Annotated in this window: 12 protein-coding genes and 1 pseudogene; 5 read left to right on the top strand and 8 right to left on the bottom strand. The window is 69.9% G+C overall.

Annotated features, from left to right (window positions below):
• Positions 1 to 327, top strand: a pseudogene (locus QM591_RS06785) (HSP90 family protein); the annotation flags it as partial.
• Positions 324 to 3,119: a hypothetical protein gene (locus tag QM591_RS06780; protein WP_415130891.1), complete on the top strand. Its 2,796-nt coding sequence runs from the start codon at positions 324 to 326 to the stop codon at positions 3,117 to 3,119. The pseudogene QM591_RS06785 and the gene QM591_RS06780, both read left to right, overlap by 4 nt.
• Positions 3,120 to 3,209: 90 nt before the next feature.
• Here QM591_RS06780 and QM591_RS06775 read toward each other — a convergent pair whose 3' ends face one another.
• The 6 genes from QM591_RS06775 to gabT all read right to left on the bottom strand — a co-directional run bounded on the left by QM591_RS06775 (position 3,210) and on the right by gabT (position 11,404).
• On the bottom strand, positions 3,210 to 4,574 hold the full coding sequence (locus QM591_RS06775; RefSeq protein WP_415130889.1) for an NAD-dependent succinate-semialdehyde dehydrogenase: 1,365 nt from the start codon (positions 4,572 to 4,574) through the stop codon (positions 3,210 to 3,212).
• A gap of 19 nt (positions 4,575 to 4,593) precedes the next feature.
• Entirely contained in the window at positions 4,594 to 6,066 is a 1,473-nt protein-coding gene (locus QM591_RS06770) for an NAD-dependent succinate-semialdehyde dehydrogenase (protein WP_415130887.1), read from the bottom strand.
• A complete protein-coding gene (locus QM591_RS06765) occupies positions 6,063 to 7,619 on the bottom strand; it encodes an APC family permease (protein WP_415130885.1) in 1,557 nt (518 codons plus the stop codon). Before QM591_RS06765 ends, QM591_RS06770 begins: the two co-directional genes overlap by 4 nt.
• Complete coding sequence (locus QM591_RS06760; protein ID WP_415130882.1) at positions 7,616 to 8,503, bottom strand: universal stress protein; 888 nt, start codon at positions 8,501 to 8,503, stop codon at positions 7,616 to 7,618. Before QM591_RS06760 ends, QM591_RS06765 begins: the two co-directional genes overlap by 4 nt.
• Positions 8,500 to 9,858, bottom strand: a complete 1,359-nt coding sequence (locus tag QM591_RS06755) for a flavin monoamine oxidase family protein (RefSeq protein ID WP_415130880.1) — start codon at positions 9,856 to 9,858, stop codon at positions 8,500 to 8,502. Before QM591_RS06755 ends, QM591_RS06760 begins: the two co-directional genes overlap by 4 nt.
• 175 nt (positions 9,859 to 10,033) lie before the next feature.
• Complete coding sequence (gabT, locus tag QM591_RS06750) at positions 10,034 to 11,404, bottom strand: 4-aminobutyrate--2-oxoglutarate transaminase (protein WP_415130878.1); 1,371 nt, start codon at positions 11,402 to 11,404, stop codon at positions 10,034 to 10,036.
• A gap of 97 nt (positions 11,405 to 11,501) precedes the next feature.
• Between gabT and QM591_RS06745 the strand changes: the two genes are divergently transcribed.
• Entirely contained in the window at positions 11,502 to 13,037 is a 1,536-nt protein-coding gene (locus QM591_RS06745) for a PucR family transcriptional regulator ligand-binding domain-containing protein (RefSeq protein ID WP_415130876.1), read from the top strand.
• Positions 13,038 to 13,063: 26 nt separating this feature from the next.
• Here QM591_RS06745 and QM591_RS06740 read toward each other — a convergent pair whose 3' ends face one another.
• Complete coding sequence (locus QM591_RS06740; RefSeq protein WP_415130874.1) at positions 13,064 to 13,399, bottom strand: hypothetical protein; 336 nt, start codon at positions 13,397 to 13,399, stop codon at positions 13,064 to 13,066.
• A gap of 137 nt (positions 13,400 to 13,536) precedes the next feature.
• Between QM591_RS06740 and QM591_RS06735 the strand changes: the two genes are divergently transcribed.
• Entirely contained in the window at positions 13,537 to 13,896 is a 360-nt protein-coding gene (locus QM591_RS06735; protein WP_415130872.1) for a helix-turn-helix domain-containing protein, read from the top strand.
• Positions 13,896 to 15,122 carry a hypothetical protein gene (locus QM591_RS06730; protein WP_415130870.1) on the top strand — a complete coding sequence of 409 codons (1,227 nt, stop codon included), beginning with the start codon at positions 13,896 to 13,898 and terminating at the stop codon, positions 15,120 to 15,122. The genes QM591_RS06735 and QM591_RS06730 overlap by 1 nt, the downstream gene beginning before the upstream one ends.
• Positions 15,123 to 15,136: 14 nt before the next feature.
• Here the strand turns inward: QM591_RS06730 and QM591_RS06725 are convergent, their stop codons facing one another.
• Positions 15,137 to 16,621: a helix-turn-helix domain-containing protein gene (locus QM591_RS06725; RefSeq protein WP_415130868.1), complete on the bottom strand. Its 1,485-nt coding sequence runs from the start codon at positions 16,619 to 16,621 to the stop codon at positions 15,137 to 15,139.
• Positions 16,622 to 16,687: the final 66 nt, after the last annotated feature.

Raw genomic sequence — 16,687 nt, 5'->3', positions numbered from 1 at the left:
GGACGGGCCCGCAGCGCCGGCGGGGCACTGTGGGGCGGCGTCCTCGACCGTGCCGCGCGTGCCGGTCGGCGCGCCGACGTCCCGACCGACGCCCCGGCCGCACGGCTGTGCCTCAATTGGCAGAACGCGCTCGTGCGCCGGCTCGCGCACGCCCCGGAGGGCCGCGTGTTCGAGACCGGCGTCCGTCTCCTGTACGTCCAGTCGCTCCTGGCGGGGCATCACCCGCTCGGGCCCGCCGACCGGGAGATGATGACCACGTCGCTGACCGAGCTCCTGGGCCACGCCCTCGACGATGACACCCCCACGCCAACGGAAGGAACCACATGACCGGCTACGCCGACCGCGTGCGCGCGCTCTTCGACGAGATCGACCAGACCCCGTGGGGGCCGCAGGAGCGCGCCCTCGTCGCCGAGGCGGTGGCCCTCGCTCAGGAGAGCGGCGACGAGCGCCTGGAGTACGAGGCGCGGATGCGGCAGACCTCGAGCGCCAACATGATCGGCGACACCGACCTCATGCTCACCTCGTTCGCCTGGTGCCTCGGTCACCACGACGCCGATCCCTCCCGCTTCCCGGCCCTCATCGAACCGGCGGGCGATCTGATGTGGCAGTACAAGTGGATGGCCGGGGCGCTGCGCGGATCTCCCGAGTTCGCCCCGGAACAGATCTCCGCCGTGCTCGACGACATGGAGGAGCACTACCGCCGCGCGGGCCTCGGCTCCAGCGGAGTGCTCATGGCGCGCTTCGAGGACGCGTGGGCGGCGGGGCGTTGGGAGGAGGCCGACGCGCTGCAGCAGCAGCTCGAAGCGACGCCCCGCGACGACTACAGCCACTGTGACGCGTGCGTCCGCAGCCAGTTCGCGGGGTACTTCGCCGAGACCGGCCGCGAAGACGACGCCATCCGCCTGGTCCAGGAACTCGTCGAGGGCGGCTTCGCCTGTGGGGAGGAGCCCGAGCACGCACTCGCCCGCGCCCTCGTGCCTTACCTTCGGGCCGGGATGCTCGAGGAAGCACGCACGGCGCATCTGCGCAGTTACCGGCTGGCGAAGGACAACCCCGACAACCTGACGATCGTCGCGAAGAACGTCGTGTTCTGCGTCGTCACCGGGAATGCGGCGCGGGCGCTCGCCCTCGTCGAGCGGCACCTGCCGTGGCTCGTGCACGACGGGCTCAACGCCGAGGCGCACGTGAGCGCCCTCGGCGCGTTCGCCGTCGCGCTGGATGCCGTCGCCGAAGCGGGGCACCCCGACACGATCGTGCGCGGATCCGACGCCGAGCCGCTCGCCGAGGTCTTCGGCCCCCACGAGGGTCCATGGACGGTGTCCGACCTCGCCGCGCGCGCATGGGCGGAGGCGGAGCGGATCGCCGCCGCGTTCGACACACGCAACGGCACCGACGCTCACGCGCGCGGTCTCGATCGGCTGCGGGAGACCGCACGAGAGCGCTACGACGTGCCGATCCGGTCCCACGAGTTCTCGACTCTGCCGGCACCCACGACCCCCCAGACGGCCGCGGAGCGGATCGACCGTGCGCTGGTGCTCAGCAGCGCCGGATCCCGCACCGCGATCGACGCGATCCGCGCGGCGCTCCCCGATGCCGACGAGACCGAGCGAGTGACCCTGACCTCGCACCTCCTGTCGGCGCTGGTGGCGTACGGACACATCGAGGAGGCCTCTGCCGCCCTTCCCGAGCGCCTCTCGGTGCTGCGGGCCGCGGGACGGACTGCTCAGGCAGACCTGGAGGAGCGGCTCGGCCTGATCCTGTTCGGTGCCGGGCTCGAGGAGTCGCTTCCCCTCGTCCGCGCCGAACTGGAGAGCGCCGCGGAGGCGGACGTCGACGTTCGTGCCGACCTGTGGTCGACTCTCGCGATCGGTCTGCTGTGGACAGGAGAGCACGCCGAGGCGGCGGAGGCGGCGCGCACCGCTGTCGCCCTGTTCCGCGCTGCGGGCGACCTGCGCCGCGCACACGGCATGCAGCTGCTCGAGGCCGATGCCCTCGCCTCGCCCGACCATGCGGCAGCCTCGGCGTCGGCCGTCGATGCGCTGCTCGCCGACCCCGCGGTGGACGACGGCCGCCGTACGCGGGCCCTCGTCACCCGCGCGCGCCTCCACGGAATGGCGGAGGAGTTCGCGGCGGGCGCGGCCGAGGCCGACGAGGCGACCCGCCTTGCCCTCACCATCGGCGCGGACGATCAGATCGTCGCCGAGACCAGCCTCCTCGCCGCCGCGCTGCACGAGGACGCGGGACGCCCCTCCGAGGCCGTCAGCCGTTATCGCCTGGCCGCGGACCGACGTGAGGCGGCCGACCTCACCAGCATCGACGTGCGCTTCCGTCTGGGGCGCGCGATGCTCGCGGCCGGCTTCGCCGCGGAAGCAGTGGACACCCTGAACGATGTGCTGCGTGAGGAGAGCGAGAACGAGGAGGAGCCCGCATCTCGGGCCATCACGGCGGGGCTGTTGGCGCAGGCGCTCCAGGGGGCCGAGGACTTCGGCAACGCGGTGGGCGCGTGGGCCTACACGGCCGATCTGCGGGAGGAAGCCGGAGACGTTCCGGGACGCGCGTTCGCGCTCGTGCAGCAGGGTCGCATCTTGGGACGATTCGGGGAGGTCGACGATGCGATCGAGATCCTCACCGCAGCCGTCGGTCTGCTGCGCGGCAACGAGGACGAGGTGGGCCTGCTCGCCGACGGTCTCCACACGCTCGCTCAAGCGCACAACCAGCGCGGCGACGACGAGGTGTTCGCCTTGCTCGACGAGGCGCTCGAGCTCGGTCGACAGCACGACGCCGGCTGGTTCGTCGCCGACGTCCTGGACACGCGTGCGCGTGTACTGGGCGGGCGCGGGCGCACCGACGAGGCGGTGGCCACCGCGTTGCAGGCCGCAGACGGCTTCGCGGGTGCCGGCGACGCGTCGTCGTCCGCCGGAGCGGAGCTCTTGGCCGGCCGTCTGCTGCTCGGCGCCGAGCGCCCGGGAGACGCGGTGCCGCTGCTGCGGACCGCCCTCGAACACGCCGACGGCGTCGAGGGTCTCCGCGATGCCGTGGCCCTTGATCTCGGCAATGCGCTGGAGATGCTCGGCCGCCACGCCGAAGCGGCGGAGGTCCGCGCGACCATCCGGTCCTGAGCCTCCGCGCGCGGCGCAGACGAGAGGGGAGGATGCCAGAGCGGCATCCTCCCCTCTCCCGTCCACGAGCGGCGTCGTGGGCGTCGGGGCTCAGGCCACGCGAATGAGCTTCTTGTTGACGAACTCGTCGGCGGCGAGGAGCCCCATCTCTCGACCCGTGCCGCTGCGCTTGACGCCGCCGAACGGCAGCGCCGGCTCGTCGGCGAGGACCACGTTGACGTAGACCATGCCCGCCTCGATCTGATCGGCCACGCGCTCGGCCTGCTCGGCGTCGGTCGTGAAGACGTAGGAGCCGAGGCCGAACGACGTGCCGTTGGCGACCTCGACGGCCTCCGCCTCACTCGCCACCCGGTAGACGACACCCACCGGCCCGAAGAACTCCTCGAGGTACGCGTCCATGTCGGAGGTGACACCGGTCAGCACCGTGCCGGGGTAGAAGGCGCCGTCGCGCTTGCCGCCCGTGACGAGCGTGGCGCCCTGCGCGACCGCGCGGTCGACCTGCTCCTCGAGCCGCTCCGCCGCCGCGAGGGACGACAGGGGACCCAGCACCGTGTCCTCGGCGAACGGGTCGCCGACGGTCGCGGCCGACATCGCGGCGGTGAACTTCTCCAGGAACGCGTCGTAGAGGTCGTCGATCACGATGAAACGCTTGGCCGCGTTGCACGACTGGCCGGTGTTGTCCAGGCGCGCCTCGACGGCCGACGAGACGGCCCCGTCGAGGTCGTCGGTGGACAGCAGGATGAAGGGGTCGGACCCGCCGAGCTCCAGCGCCACCTTCTTCAGGTGCCGCCCCGCGATCTCGGCGACGGCCGCGCCGGCACGCTCGGATCCCGTGACCGACACACCCTGCACGCGACGATCGGCGATCACCGTGGCGGCCTGCTCGTTGGTGAGCCGTACGTCGGCGTATGCTCCGGGCGGGAATCCCGCATCGGCGTACATCTTCGCGATCGCGGCCGCCGACTCGGGGCACTGCGGCGCGTGCTTGAGCAGGATGGTGTTGCCGAGGGCAAGGTTCGGCGCGGCGAACCGTGCCACCTGGTAGTACGGGAAGTTCCAGGGCATGATGCCCAGCAGCACCCCGAGCGGAGCCTTGCGGATGACCGCGGTGCCGTCGCCCTCGATCTCCAGGGGCACATCGCCGGTGATCTTGTCGATGTGGTCGGCGTAGTACTCCGTGATGTCGGCGGCGAAGTCGACCTCGCCCTCCGCGGCCGCGAGCGGCTTGCCCATCTCGCGGACGATGATGGCCGAGAGCTCGTCCCGACGCTCCCGGTGCAGCTGCGCCACCTTCCGCAAGAGGTCGGCACGCTCGGCGGGAGACGACGCGCGCCCCCAGCTGCGGTAAGCCGCATCGGCGGCCGCGATCGCCGCCTCGACTTCTGCGTCCGTTGCCGTCGGGTAGGTGGCCAGGGTCTCGCCGGTGGCCGGGTTGACGACCGCGTAGTCACTCATGTTGCTCCCTCGCTCCCGCTCAGTCGGCGGGGATCAGCGTGTACTTGGTGGACAGATACTCGTGGATGCCTTCCAGCCCGCCCTCACGGCCGACGCCGGACTGCTTGACGCCGCCGAAGGGCGCCGCCGCATTGGAGACGACTCCGACGTTCAGTCCCATCATGCCCGTCTCGAGTCGATCGATCATGCGGTGTCCGCGGGCGAGATCCTGCGTGAAGACGTAGGACACGAGGCCGTATTCGGTGTCGTTGGCGAGGCGCACCGCCTCGTCCTCGTCCGAGAACGTCGCGATCGCGAGCACCGGCCCGAAGATCTCCTCCGACAGGATCGCGCTTCCCGGCACGACACCGGCCACGACCGTCGGCTCGTAGAAGGTGCCGGCCTCGAACCCCTCCTCGCGCGGGGCCCTGCCTCCGGTGAGCACCGTGGCTCCGCGCGAGACGGCGTCGGAGACGAGCTCATCGGCCTTTGCGACGGCGCGGTCGTCGATGAGGGGTCCGATCTGCACCCCGTCCTCCGCGCCACGGCCGATCTTCATCTCGGCGACCCGGGCGGTGACCCGGCGGGCGAACTCGTCGGCCACCGATTCATGCACGATGAAGCGGTTGGCCGCCGTGCACGCCTGGCCGATGTTGCGGAACTTGGCCTGCAACGCGCCCTCCACGGCCTTGTCGAGGTCGGCGTCGTCGAACACGACGAACGGGGCGTTGCCACCGAGTTCCATCGACACGCGGAGCACGCCGTCGGCGGCCTGGGCGATGAGCTTGCGCCCCACCTCGGTCGACCCCGTGAACGAGAGCTTCCGCAGTCGAGGATCGGCGATCACCGGCGCTGACGTCGAGCTCGAGCGCGTCGTCGTGAAGACGTTCACGACGCCGGCGGGAAGCCCCGCCTCCACGAGCAGCTTCACGAAGTAGAGCGTCGTCAGCGGGGTGAGCTCTGCCGGCTTGATCACGACGGTGCAGCCGGCGGCGAGCGCGGGCGCGATCTTGCGGGTGGCCATGGCGAACGGGAAGTTCCACGGCGTGATGAAGAACGACGGCCCGACGGGTCGCTGCGAGACGACCATGCGCCCGGTGCCCTCCGGGTTGAGGCCGTAGCGGCCGGAGATCCGCACGGCTTCCTCGCTGAACCACCGCAGGAACTCGCCGCCGTAGGTGACCTCGCCACGCGCCTCCGCGAGCGGCTTGCCCATCTCGAGCGTCATGAGGAGGGCGAGGTCTTCGCGGTGCTCCTGCACGAGGTCGAATGCCCGCCGCAGGATGTCGCTGCGGGTGCGCGGCGGCGTGGCCGCCCATGCCTCCTGAGCATCGACCGCGGCATCGAGGGCCTGGACGGCGTGCTCGGGCGAGGCGTCGGCGATCTCCAGCAGGGTGTCGCCGGTCGAGGGATCCTTCACGGGGAAGGTGGCGCCGGTGGCGACCCACTCCCCCGCGATGAACAGCCCCGTGGGGACCTGGGCGAGAAGCGAGCGTTCTGTCTCCGTGCTCATCGAGTGACCTTTCCGCCGCGGCGAAGGCTGGGGGGAGCGTCGATCGACAGCGTCTCACCGCGGAAGAACGCCGGACGCGTGAAGTACTGCCAGATCATGACGACGATGCCGATGACGATGATGAGCATCCCGAGGATGAACACGATCCCGATGCCGCCGATGTTCGACCCGGACCCGTACGCCGGGTCCATCGAGTCGATCAGCGTCGTGACGAACAGCACGCCCAGGATGGCCCCACCGACGAGGGGGAACAAGAACGTGAAGAAGAAGTTCCGGATCGAGTCGAACCACTGGTTGCGGAAGTACCAGACGCACGCGAACGCGGTGATCCCGTAGTAGAAGCAGATCATCATGCCGAGCGTGAGGATCGTGTCCCACAGGGTGTCCTCGCTCACGACGCGCATGACGGCGTAGAACGCGGACGCCACGATCGCCGATGCGATCGTTGCGTAGCCGGGGGTGAAGAACCGGGGGCTGACCTTCGCGAACGACGGCGGCAGGGCGCCGTAGTGCCCCATCGAAAGCAGGGTTCGTGCCGGACCGACGAAGGTCGACTGCAGCGACGACGCGGAGCTCGTGAGCACGGCGAGGGACACCAGGAACGCGAGCGGGCCCAGCACGGGATCGGAGAGGAAGAAGAAGACGTTCGCCTGAATGTCCTCATTGCCGAGCCCCAGCTTGCCCGTCCCGACACCCGCGAACATGATCATCGCGACCGCAAGCAGCAGGTAGAGGGACACGATCGTGATGACGGTCACTGTCGCCGCCCGGCCGGGTGTCTTCTCGGGGTCTTTCGTCTCCTCGTTCATGGTGAGGGTCACATCCCACCCCCAGAAGATGAAGATCGACAGCGACAGGCCCGCGGCGAAGGCGCTGAACGACGACACCGCGAAGGGGTTGAACCAGTCGAGCGAGAACGGCGTGAAGTCGAACCCGTTGCCCGCCGTCGCTTGCATGATGGCGGCGATCGAGAAGATCAGCAGCACCGCCACCTGGAAGGTCACCAGCACGTACTGGAGCTTCTGCGTCGTCTGCATGTCGCGGTAGGAGATGTAGGTCGCCCCGAGCATGAACAACAGGCAGACGCCGATGTTGATGGGGAGGATGAAGGCGAGATCGGCGATGCCCGGATTGCCGGTGACCTGAGAGATCAGTAGGAAGAGGAATTCGACCGCGACTCCGGCGAGGTTGGAGAGCACGAGGATCGTCGCGACGACGAGACCCCAGCCCGCCATCCATCCGATCCAGGGGCCGAAGGCTCGCGTGGCCCAGGTGAACGACGTTCCTGCGTCGGGCATGCGATTGTTCAGCTCGCGGTAGCCGAACGCGACGAGCAGCATCGGCAGGAAGCCGACGAGGATGACGGCGGGGATCTGCGCACCGACGACGGATGCCGTGGGTCCCACCGCCGCCGTGAACGTGTACGCCGGGGCAATGCACGAGATGCCGATGACGACGGCACCGATCAAGCCGATCGTCCCGGCGCTCAGGCCCTTCTTCGACAGACCGCCGTTGGTGGCGGCCGCGGGGACCGCAGGAGCGTCGTTGCTCATGCCTCCCCTCCTTCCTGCTGGCGGGTGCGAGGCACCACGATGACGGGGACGGGTACCTCGTGGAGCATCTTCGCGGCCGTCGATCCGAGGAACAGGCGCCGCGGCTGCGCGAGACGGCTGGATCCTGCCAGCAGCACCTCGCCGGGCAGCCACTCCAGCTGCGAGACGGCGTCTTCAATGCTCTCTCCCTCGGCGGCGACCACCTCTGCCGTCATCCCCTCGGGCAGCTGCGTACGCGCCGCGGCGAGCACCTCGGCAGCCTCGGTCGACCCGGCGATGCGGATCGCCGCGGTGTCGGCGGTCGGCGGGAGGTCGACGGGAAGGAGGGACAGGAGCCGCACGGGAGCGCCGGTCGACGCGGCGAGCGCCTCGGCGTCGGTCATGAGCGCGTCGGCGCCGGGGCGGGTTCCGACGGCGACGGTGAGGCGCGAGATTCCCACCTCCGACGCGATCTTGCGTGCGCCTCGGGGCACGAGCACCACCGGGACGTCGGAGGAATGCAACAGCTCCGTGGTCGTCGCCCCGAGCCGGTGCCGTCCCCGGGAAGCACCGTCGGCGGCGCCCACGACGATGTAGTCGGCACGGAGAGCATCGGCGATCTCGATGAGCCCCTCGGCGAACGACTCGCTCGGCCGCACGTGGGCGTGCGCGACCACATGGGCGGGAATGCGGTCGATCGCGGCGGCGATCCACTTCTGCGCCTGCTCGCGCAGGTAGCGGTCGTACGACGCGTCGGGCGGTGTGATGACGCTCCGCCCGTCGGAGGGGAGGATCACGGCGACGTCGAGAACCGCGCCAGTGGCCGCCGCCAGGCGCGCGGCGAAGGCAACGGCGTCGCGCCCCGTCTTGGTCGCGGTGTATCCGACGACGATGTGCCCGGTCATGACCGCAGCTCCCCGACGATCTGGTCGGCCACCAGGCGCCCCATGCGGATCGCGCCGTCGACGTGCTGGTAGCCGGCGCCGGCGAGGTCGCTGCACGCGAAGTGGATCGGCCCGACGGCCGTGCGCAGGTCGGCGCCATACCGGTGGAGTCCGCCCATGTCGAAGCTCGCGGCGTACGCGCCACGCGTCCACTCCTCCGAGCCCCAGTCGCTCTCGTAATACACGACCGGGTCCTTGGCCTCGGGCCCGTAATAGTGGGAGAGGGACTCGAGGATGCGCTCCTTGCGCTCCTCGGCGCTGAGGGTGAACAGGTCGTCGGCGTTCTGGTCGGACACGAACCCGACGAGCGTTCCTCGCTCGTCGCCGTGATTGGTGTTGTCATAGGCCTCGTGCGACAGCTCGTACGGGCTGAACGCCGTCCCCGACAGTCCCTTCTCCCGCCAGAACGGGCGGTCGTACACCGCGTGCACCTTGATGACGAAGCCCATGGAGATGTGCTGGTGCATCTGGTGCTGCCGGCGCGGCAACGCGGGGACGAACGAGATCCGGTTGTACAGCACGGGGGCGAGAGCCAGGATCACGTGCCGTGCATGAACGGTCATGCCGTCGCTCGTGACCGTCACACCGTCGCCCGACCAGTCGACCGTCCGCACCGGCTCGCCCAGGAAGACGTCGGCGCCGATCCGTTCGGCGAGGAGGATCGGCACTTGCTGAAGGCCACCGACCACGCGCTTGTCGAGGATGAAATCGGCATCGACGAGGTGGGAGTACGAGCCGGCCGAGGCCGCCATGAGCAAGGACTGCAGGAGCGAGAAGGTGTGCGTGGGCTTGGTGAGCATCGCCGACCCGGTGGCGAACGCGAGATTGCGCACCGCCTCGTCGTCATCGGTCTGAGACCGCAGCCACGCGTCCCAGGAGATCCGGTCCCATTCGGCGGCCTTCTCGTGGGCCCACGGGCGGTCGGGGTCGATCTCGGCGACCATCGCGTCGAGCTTCTCGGTGATCTCCGCGATCGTGCGCTCGGTCTCGGCCGGCACGGGGAACATCTCGCCCGTGAAGCGCTTCGCCACCCCGTCGGGCCCCACATAGACGCTGTCTCCCTCGCGGTAACGCGAGTAGGTCTCCAGTCCCAGCTCGGCGACGGTGTCGATCAGCGCATCCTGATCGGGTGAGACCCACTGACCGCCGATCTCGAGCAGGGCTCCCTCGATCGTGTCGGTCCAGAGCCTCCCGCCCACGCGATCACGCGCCTCCAGCACGGCCACCGACAGCCCCGCCTTCTTCAGCTGGTTGGCGGCGGTCAGCCCGGCCGCGCCGGCGCCGACGATCACGACGTCTCGTGTGATCTCGCTCATGAGGGGTACTCCTTTGTATCTCGGGCTTTCGATGTGGCGACCGGCTCCGGATTCGTCTCGGGAGGGCAAGAGCGGGGATCCCTGCCCCGATTGCCCTCCCGACACGAATCCTGCGCCTCTCCCCAGAGGTCGAGGGCTGATTCGTGACGCCGATTCGCTGGGATGGAGGGAGGGGTCAGTGGGCGGCCAGAGCTGCGGCGATCACGTCCAGTCCCTCGTTCAACAGGTGGTCGGGGATGCTCAGCGGCGGCAGGAAGCGGATGACGTTGCCGTACGTGCCGCACGTGAGGACGATGACGCCCTCGGCGATCGCCGCCTTGGCCACCGCGGCCGTCAGCGCGGCATCGGGAGCCTTCGTCTCGGGGTCGACGAACTCCGCCGCCATCATCGCGCCGTGACCCCGCACATCACCGATGCGCGGGTCGTCCTTCTGCAGAGACTCGAGACGGGCGCGGAGAATCCCCCCGACCTCACGCGCCCGCTCGAGCAGTCCGTCGTTCTCGAAGGACTCGATGGCGGCCAGGGCCGCCGCGCAGGCGACGGGATTGCCGCCGTAGGTGCCCCCCAGGCCCCCGGTATGTGACGCGTCCATGATCTCGGCGCGCCCCGTGACGGCCGCCAGCGGCATGCCGCCCGCGATGCCCTTCGCCGTAGTGACGAGGTCGGGAACGATGCCGAACAGCTCGCTGGCGAACATGGCCCCGGTGCGGGCGAAGCCGGACTGCACTTCGTCGGCGATGAAGACGACACCGTGCTCGCGACACCAGTCGACGAGGGCCGGGAGGAAGCCATCGGCCGGGACGATGAATCCGCCCTCGCCCTGGATGGGCTCGATGATCACGGCGGCGAGATTGTCGGCACCGATCTGCTTCTCCATGACGGAGATCGCCTTGGCCGCAGCCTCCGCACCCGACAGTCCGTCGCGGAACGGGTAGGACATCGGAGCCCGATAGATCTCCGAGGCGAACGGACCGAATCCGCTCTTGTACGGCATCGCCTTGGCCGTGAGGCCCATGGTGAGGTTCGTGCGGCCGTGGTAGGCGTGGTCGAAGGCGACCACCGCCTGGCGCCCGGTGTGCTTGCGCGCGATCTTGATCGCGTTCTCCACGGCTTCGGCGCCGGAGTTGAACAGCGCCGACTTCTTCTCGTGGTCGCCGGGAGTGAGGCGGTTGAGGGCCTCGGCGACCTCAACGTAGCTGTCGTAGGGCGAGACCATGAAGCATGTGTGGGTGAGCTGGGCCGCCTGGGCGGCGATCGCGGCCGCCACGCGCGGGTGCGCGTTCCCGACGGTCGTGACGGCGATCCCCGAACCCAGGTCGATCAGCGAGTTGCCGTCGGCGTCGACCACGACGCCGCCGCCCGCGGCGACCGCGTGGATGGGAACGGTGTGTCCGACGCCCGCCGCGACGGCCGCGGCCTTCCGATCGAGGAGCTCCTGCGAGCGCGGTCCCGGCAAGGCGGTGACCAGGCGACGCTCCTGGGGAAGTGACGGACCTCCGGTGAGCGTGTCGCCCGGGGGGATGGCAGCGGTGTCGGCGAGGGTCATGCGGGTGAGCGTACGACCGGACGGCCGCGCCGCACAGCCGCCGCCGTGTACATTCTGATGATCGTGACGTACATCACGTACACAGAGGAGGGAGGCGATGCCGGTGTCTGAACCCACGCTCAGGGCTCTGCTCTCGCGCCGAGAGTTGCACTTGCGCCTCGAATCGGATGCCGACGCGCTCGCACCCGATGCCCTGGACGCCCCGTTGCGCTGGGTACACGGCTCCGACCTCCTCGACCCCACCCCGTTCCTCGCCGACGAGCTGCTGCTTCTGACGACGGGCACACAGTTCGCCGCGGATGCCGATGCCGCCCTGTTCCGGGCCTACGTGTCGCGTCTGCGTGCTCGCGGCGTGCGCGGCCTGGGTTTCGGTACTGAGGTCGTCCGCGACGGCATTCCGCCGCTGCTCATCGACGCGTGTGCCGCCGAGGGGATGCCGCTGTTCGAGGTGCCGTATCGGACACCGTTCATCGCTCTCGCCCGCGCCAATGCGGATGCCATCGCCGCGCAGGCCTACGCCCGACGCACGTGGGCGCTCGCGGCTCAGCGGGCGATCTCGCTCGCAGCACTGCGCCCCGACGGTCTGGGCGCGACGGTGGCCGAGCTCGCCAAGCAACTGGACACCTGGGTGGGGCTGTTCGATGCGGCCGGCGCCCTCACTCAGCGCCACCCGGCCGATGTCCTGGACGCCGCGACCCTCGCGCAGCTCACCGACGAGGTGGGCACCGTGTTGCGACGGGGTGTCCGCGCCGCGTCCACGCTGGAGGTCGCCGGAGCGCGATTCACCCTGCAGACCCTGGGCCGGGGCGGGCATCTCCGGGGCGCGATCGTGATCGCCGGCGCCGAGCTCGACCTCGAAGGCCGTGGCGTGGTCACCTCGGTCATCGCGATGGCGGGGCTCGCGCTCGAACAGAACGTCGGTCTCGGGCGGGCGCGCTCGGCGTTGCGCGCCGGGCTCGTCCACAGCCTCCTCACCGGTGATCCGACGCTGGCGCGGCGCGTGTCGCGGGAGCTGTGGGGGCCGCTTCCCCCCGCGCCGGTACTGCTCGCCGTCTCCGCCGTGGCGCCCGCGCAGCTCGATGCCGCGGTGGACTGGCTCGAGCTGCAGGTCACCGAACACCGCGGCGCGCTGTTCTTCGGACGCGAGGGCGACGGACTGGTCCTGGTGGCCGGCGCCGACCGCCGCGACCTGATCGAGCGGTTCGCGGCCCTCTTCGGAGCGAGCACGGGCGTGTCCACGCCCGTGGCCTACCCCGAGTTGCCCGACGCCCACGCGCAAGCGATCGCCGCGCTGCGTCGCGCGGTCCCGGGCACGCTCGTCGCATTCGCCGACCTCGCCGAGCACGGCATCCTGAGTCAGCTCGATACGGTCGAGGCGCGCGCGCTTGCCGCCGCTCGCCTCGCGCCCCTGCGGGAGCACGACACGCTCCACGGCACCCACCTGCTCGTCACCGTGCGCACGTGGCTGCAGCACGATGCGAGGATCGACGCGGCCGCCGAGGCGCTCGGCATCCACCGGCACACCGTGCGCGCGCGCGTGGCGCAGGCGCAGACGCTGCTCGGCGTCGACCTCGGCACCTTTCCCGCGCGCGCGGAACTGTGGGCCGCGCTGGTCGCCACCTCACCCCACTGAGCACCGGGCGCCCCCATCGCACCGACTCAGACGAAGCGCAACGCGACATCACTGAGGTGATGAGCAAACATGGCTGCCCCCAGGATGAGCGCGATTCCCCCAGCGGGAAAGACCCACAACCACCGCGTCTTCCGCGCCAACATCAGACCGACCACGGCGGCCACGACGAGTCCCACGGCGATGACAACGAACACGGCGCTGGTGCGGCTCAAGAGCTCGAAGTCACAGCTCTGCGCGCAATGCGGAATGCTGATCGATCGGAACCAGACGAGTGCGCTCGCCACGCTCGCCACCACGGCCTGAACGACCCAGAGGATCCAGCCGATGCGGCGTGCGGGCCGGGCCGCGTGATCGCTTGCCATCAGTCCCGACTGCTCAAGGTGTCGTCCATCCACTGGTAGGTATCAACTGCCCCCGGCGCGCCGTCCGAGCACCGAACTCTGCGGTCCTGATCCCTTGCGAGCGGCCAGGACGCGACACATGTCAGCGAGATGTCTGCATGGACGCATGCCGACGTCGATCCGTCGCGTGCTCATCGACCGGACTCTACGGGAGCATTGGGCCGCCACGGAGGTGGTGCGAGCGATCTGTGGAGAACCTGCGAGCGCCCGAACTAACGGGGGCCGGCAAGAAACGGACCTGGCTTACCCACGATGCGCGGATCAATGCGGCCGCCGACGCCCTGGGGGTCCACCGGCACACGGTCTGCGCGCGCGTCGCGCAGGCACAGTCCATTTTCGGCGCGGAACTGAGTGCCGTCCCAGTGCGTGCGAACTGTGGGCCGCGCTCGTCGCGACCGAAAGACGACCATGCCGCGTCTGGCACGCTCGAGGGAGAGACCCGCAACGGGAGGACATGATGACGGACTTTCTCGCCGCGATCGACTCGGTCACCGGCGTACTCGCCGCCTGGCCGCTCAGCTGGACGGCAAAGCTGGGGCTCGCAGCCCCGCTCGACGTGCTCATCGCTGCTGCTCTCGCCTTCGCGGCGACCGGCACCGCGTGGTCAGTGGGACGGCGACTCCTCCACCGCCTCGCCATGACCATACGTTTCGCGGGCGAAAGACGGCTCGGCAGCAGCCTGTCGCGCCGCGAGGTTCCGCGCCGGGTCTCCACGCATTTCACGGCGCACCGGATGCTCCTCGCCGCCGCCGTCCCCTCGACTGCGCTGACCCGCATCGTCGTGTGGACCTGGCCGCTGATCACGTTGTGGGGCGGCTGGCAGGTGGGCGGCTTCCTCGCCCCCCTCGTCTCCGTGTGGGTGACCAGCCCTCCGTCGCTAGCAGATGTCGCTTCTGTCGTCACGCTGATCCTCGTGGCCGTGGCGCTGGCGACCGCCGGCATCATCGGCAGAGCGCGCGACGGGGTCCGTATGCAGCGCACGCGGTCCGCGTTAGCTGTCCGCGCGGCGACCGGACGCCGCGCGGACGAGCTGCAGTATGGGATCACTAGGTGCCTCGAGGAGCTGACGCACACGACAATCGACGCCCTCGACGAGGCGCTCCGACGCGCGGGGCATACCGAGCAGGTGAGTATCTCCCCGTCGCGAGGCGTCGAAATCCGCTCGGGAGCGCCGAGCGCTCTGTGGCTAAGGCGTAACGTTCACCTACCGAGCCCCCGGTGGCGAGCGTTGTTCGCCGAGTGCGAGCTCTTGCTCGACACTCTCCGGGTCGAGCTCTCCCGGGCAGCCGATGTCGGCGCGCTCGGCGTGGTGCTCTCCTCGGCCCCGGCTGCCTCGCGTGGATTCCTCCGAGGGCTCACGCCCGTGCCCGGTATCGTGCGCGCCGCCGTCGAGCGCAGCGAAACTCTCCTCCCGCTCGAGGCACGAGCAATCGACCCGCAGATGATCACCAGTCTCTACGAGAGCCAGGAACCGGGAAACCTCGTGGAACATCTGCGGGAAGCGAGCTCGAAGGAGGCGCGCGAGACCCACCTGCGCAACGCGTTCCAGCGGGTCGCCGAGGCGTCGGCGGAAGCCATCTGGTACTCCTGGTCGGTCCGGCGGTACGCGCGGACGACATCGCGCGCGGTCGACGGAGCGGCTCTTCAGAGGCTCCTTCCGCCGCTTGCCGCGGCACGCCCGTGACGTGCCCCCTCCGCTCAGGCCCCGGTTCGAGGGGCGTGAGCGTCGAGGAACTCGTAGAGGTCGGTGGTGTCGACGCCGGGGAACGAGCCGGACGGAAGGGTCGCGAGGAGCGTGCGCGGCGTCCGGACGTTGGGCCACGCCTGGTCGCGCCACGCTCCTTCGAGCTCGGCGGGAGCTCGGCGGCAGCAGACCTCCACCGAGTGCCGTGAGATCCCACGATTGGTCGTCTCCCGACCGATGAACCACTTCGTGTCGTCGAACCTCACCCCGACGCTGACCGAGTGCGCCCCCTCGCTGGAGGCCTCGACGCGAGCGGTGCACCAGAAGGTGCCCTGGCCGGTGTCGGTGTACTGGTAGTACGGGTTGAACTTGTCGGGGATGTCGAAGACGACCCGGCTCGTCCACCTCCGGCAGCACAACTGTCCCTCGATTGATCCGAGCCTGTCGGCCGGGAAGTTGACGTCGTCGTTCTCGTAGGCCTTCGTGATCGTCCCCGATTCGTGAACCTTGAGGAAGTGCACCCGGATGCCGAGGTGCTCGGTGGCGAGGTTGGTGAACCTATGCGCCGCGGTCTCGTACGACACCGAGTACGCGTCGCGGAGATCCTCGATCGAGATTGCGCGACGCTCCTTCGCGTCGTGCAGGAACGGCACCGCGTGGGCCTCGGGAACCAGGAGCGCCCCCGTGAGGTAGTTGGTCTCCACGCGCTGACGGAGGAAATCGGCGTAGGAGCGCGGCTCGCTGTGGCCGAGGATGCGGCTGGCGAGCGCCTGCAGCACGGCGGTGCGCGAGTCGCCTTTCGCGGGGACGGTCGAGGAGAGGTAGAGCCGGCCGTGGCGCAGATCGGCGACGCTGCGGGTGGAGGCGGGGAGATCGGCCACGTAGTGCAGTGAGAATCCCAGGTGCGCGGCGATGTCCGACGCGGTGCGCTGCGTCAGCGGCCCGCCGGGATGGTCGACCGCATCGAGGATCTGCCGCGCCTGCGCTTCCAGCTCCGGGAAGTAGTTGTCCTGCCGCCGCATCAGGTGGCGCAGGTCGACGTTGGCCCGTCGGGCCTCCTCCGGCGTCGCGGATCGTTCGTCGGTCAGGCGCTCGATCTCGCGCTGCAGAGACAAGAGGGCGGCGAGCGCCTCGTCGGGGACGGACTTTCCGATGCGGAACGGTGCGATGCCCAGGGCGTGGAACGTCGGGCCGCGCATCGCGCGTTCCAGGGCGATTTCCATCGAGGTGCGATCATCGAGCGGCTCGGCCTCCAGGACGGCGTCGATGGTCACCCCGAGCGCGCGGGCGATGGCCTGCAGCAGGGAGAGCTTCGGCTCGCGCTTTCCGGTCTCGATCATCGAGAGCTGACTGGGAGCGCGGTCGACCGCCGCCGCGAGATCGTCGAGGGTCATCTTCCGTGCCGTCCGGAGGTGACGGATCCGCCGTCCGATGGTGAGGGCGTCGACCGTCGGGGCCTCGCTGCCGGATGGACTCGTCCGAGCTCCTTCGATCGTCATGAGCGTGAGCATGCCACGAAAACAGAAATATGCGCAATCTTCACACTGGAAATCGCCATGTGCGCC

The sequence above is a fragment of the Microbacterium sp. genome (assembly GCF_047607225.1).
Classification (GTDB): Bacteria; Actinomycetota; Actinomycetes; order Actinomycetales; family Microbacteriaceae; genus Microbacterium.
The sequence above is the reverse complement of the archived record's forward strand: the minus strand, read 5'-3'. Positions and strand labels throughout refer to the sequence as shown.

Coding starts and splice junctions, on each gene's coding strand:
- QM591_RS06780 (WP_415130891.1), top strand. CDS start 324: ATGACCGGCTACGCCGACCGCGTGCGCGCGCTCTTCGACGAGATCGAC.
- QM591_RS06775 (WP_415130889.1), bottom strand. CDS start 4,574: ATGAGTGACTACGCGGTCGTCAACCCGGCCACCGGCGAGACCCTGGCC.
- QM591_RS06770 (WP_415130887.1), bottom strand. CDS start 6,066: ATGAGCACGGAGACAGAACGCTCGCTTCTCGCCCAGGTCCCCACGGGG.
- QM591_RS06765 (WP_415130885.1), bottom strand. CDS start 7,619: ATGAGCAACGACGCTCCTGCGGTCCCCGCGGCCGCCACCAACGGCGGT.
- QM591_RS06760 (WP_415130882.1), bottom strand. CDS start 8,503: ATGACCGGGCACATCGTCGTCGGATACACCGCGACCAAGACGGGGCGC.
- QM591_RS06755 (WP_415130880.1), bottom strand. CDS start 9,858: ATGAGCGAGATCACACGAGACGTCGTGATCGTCGGCGCCGGCGCGGCC.
- gabT (WP_415130878.1), bottom strand. CDS start 11,404: ATGACCCTCGCCGACACCGCTGCCATCCCCCCGGGCGACACGCTCACC.
- QM591_RS06745 (WP_415130876.1), top strand. CDS start 11,502: ATGCCGGTGTCTGAACCCACGCTCAGGGCTCTGCTCTCGCGCCGAGAG.
- QM591_RS06740 (WP_415130874.1), bottom strand. CDS start 13,399: ATGGCAAGCGATCACGCGGCCCGGCCCGCACGCCGCATCGGCTGGATC.
- QM591_RS06735 (WP_415130872.1), top strand. CDS start 13,537: ATGGACGCATGCCGACGTCGATCCGTCGCGTGCTCATCGACCGGACTC.
- QM591_RS06730 (WP_415130870.1), top strand. CDS start 13,896: ATGACGGACTTTCTCGCCGCGATCGACTCGGTCACCGGCGTACTCGCC.
- QM591_RS06725 (WP_415130868.1), bottom strand. CDS start 16,621: ATGACGATCGAAGGAGCTCGGACGAGTCCATCCGGCAGCGAGGCCCCG.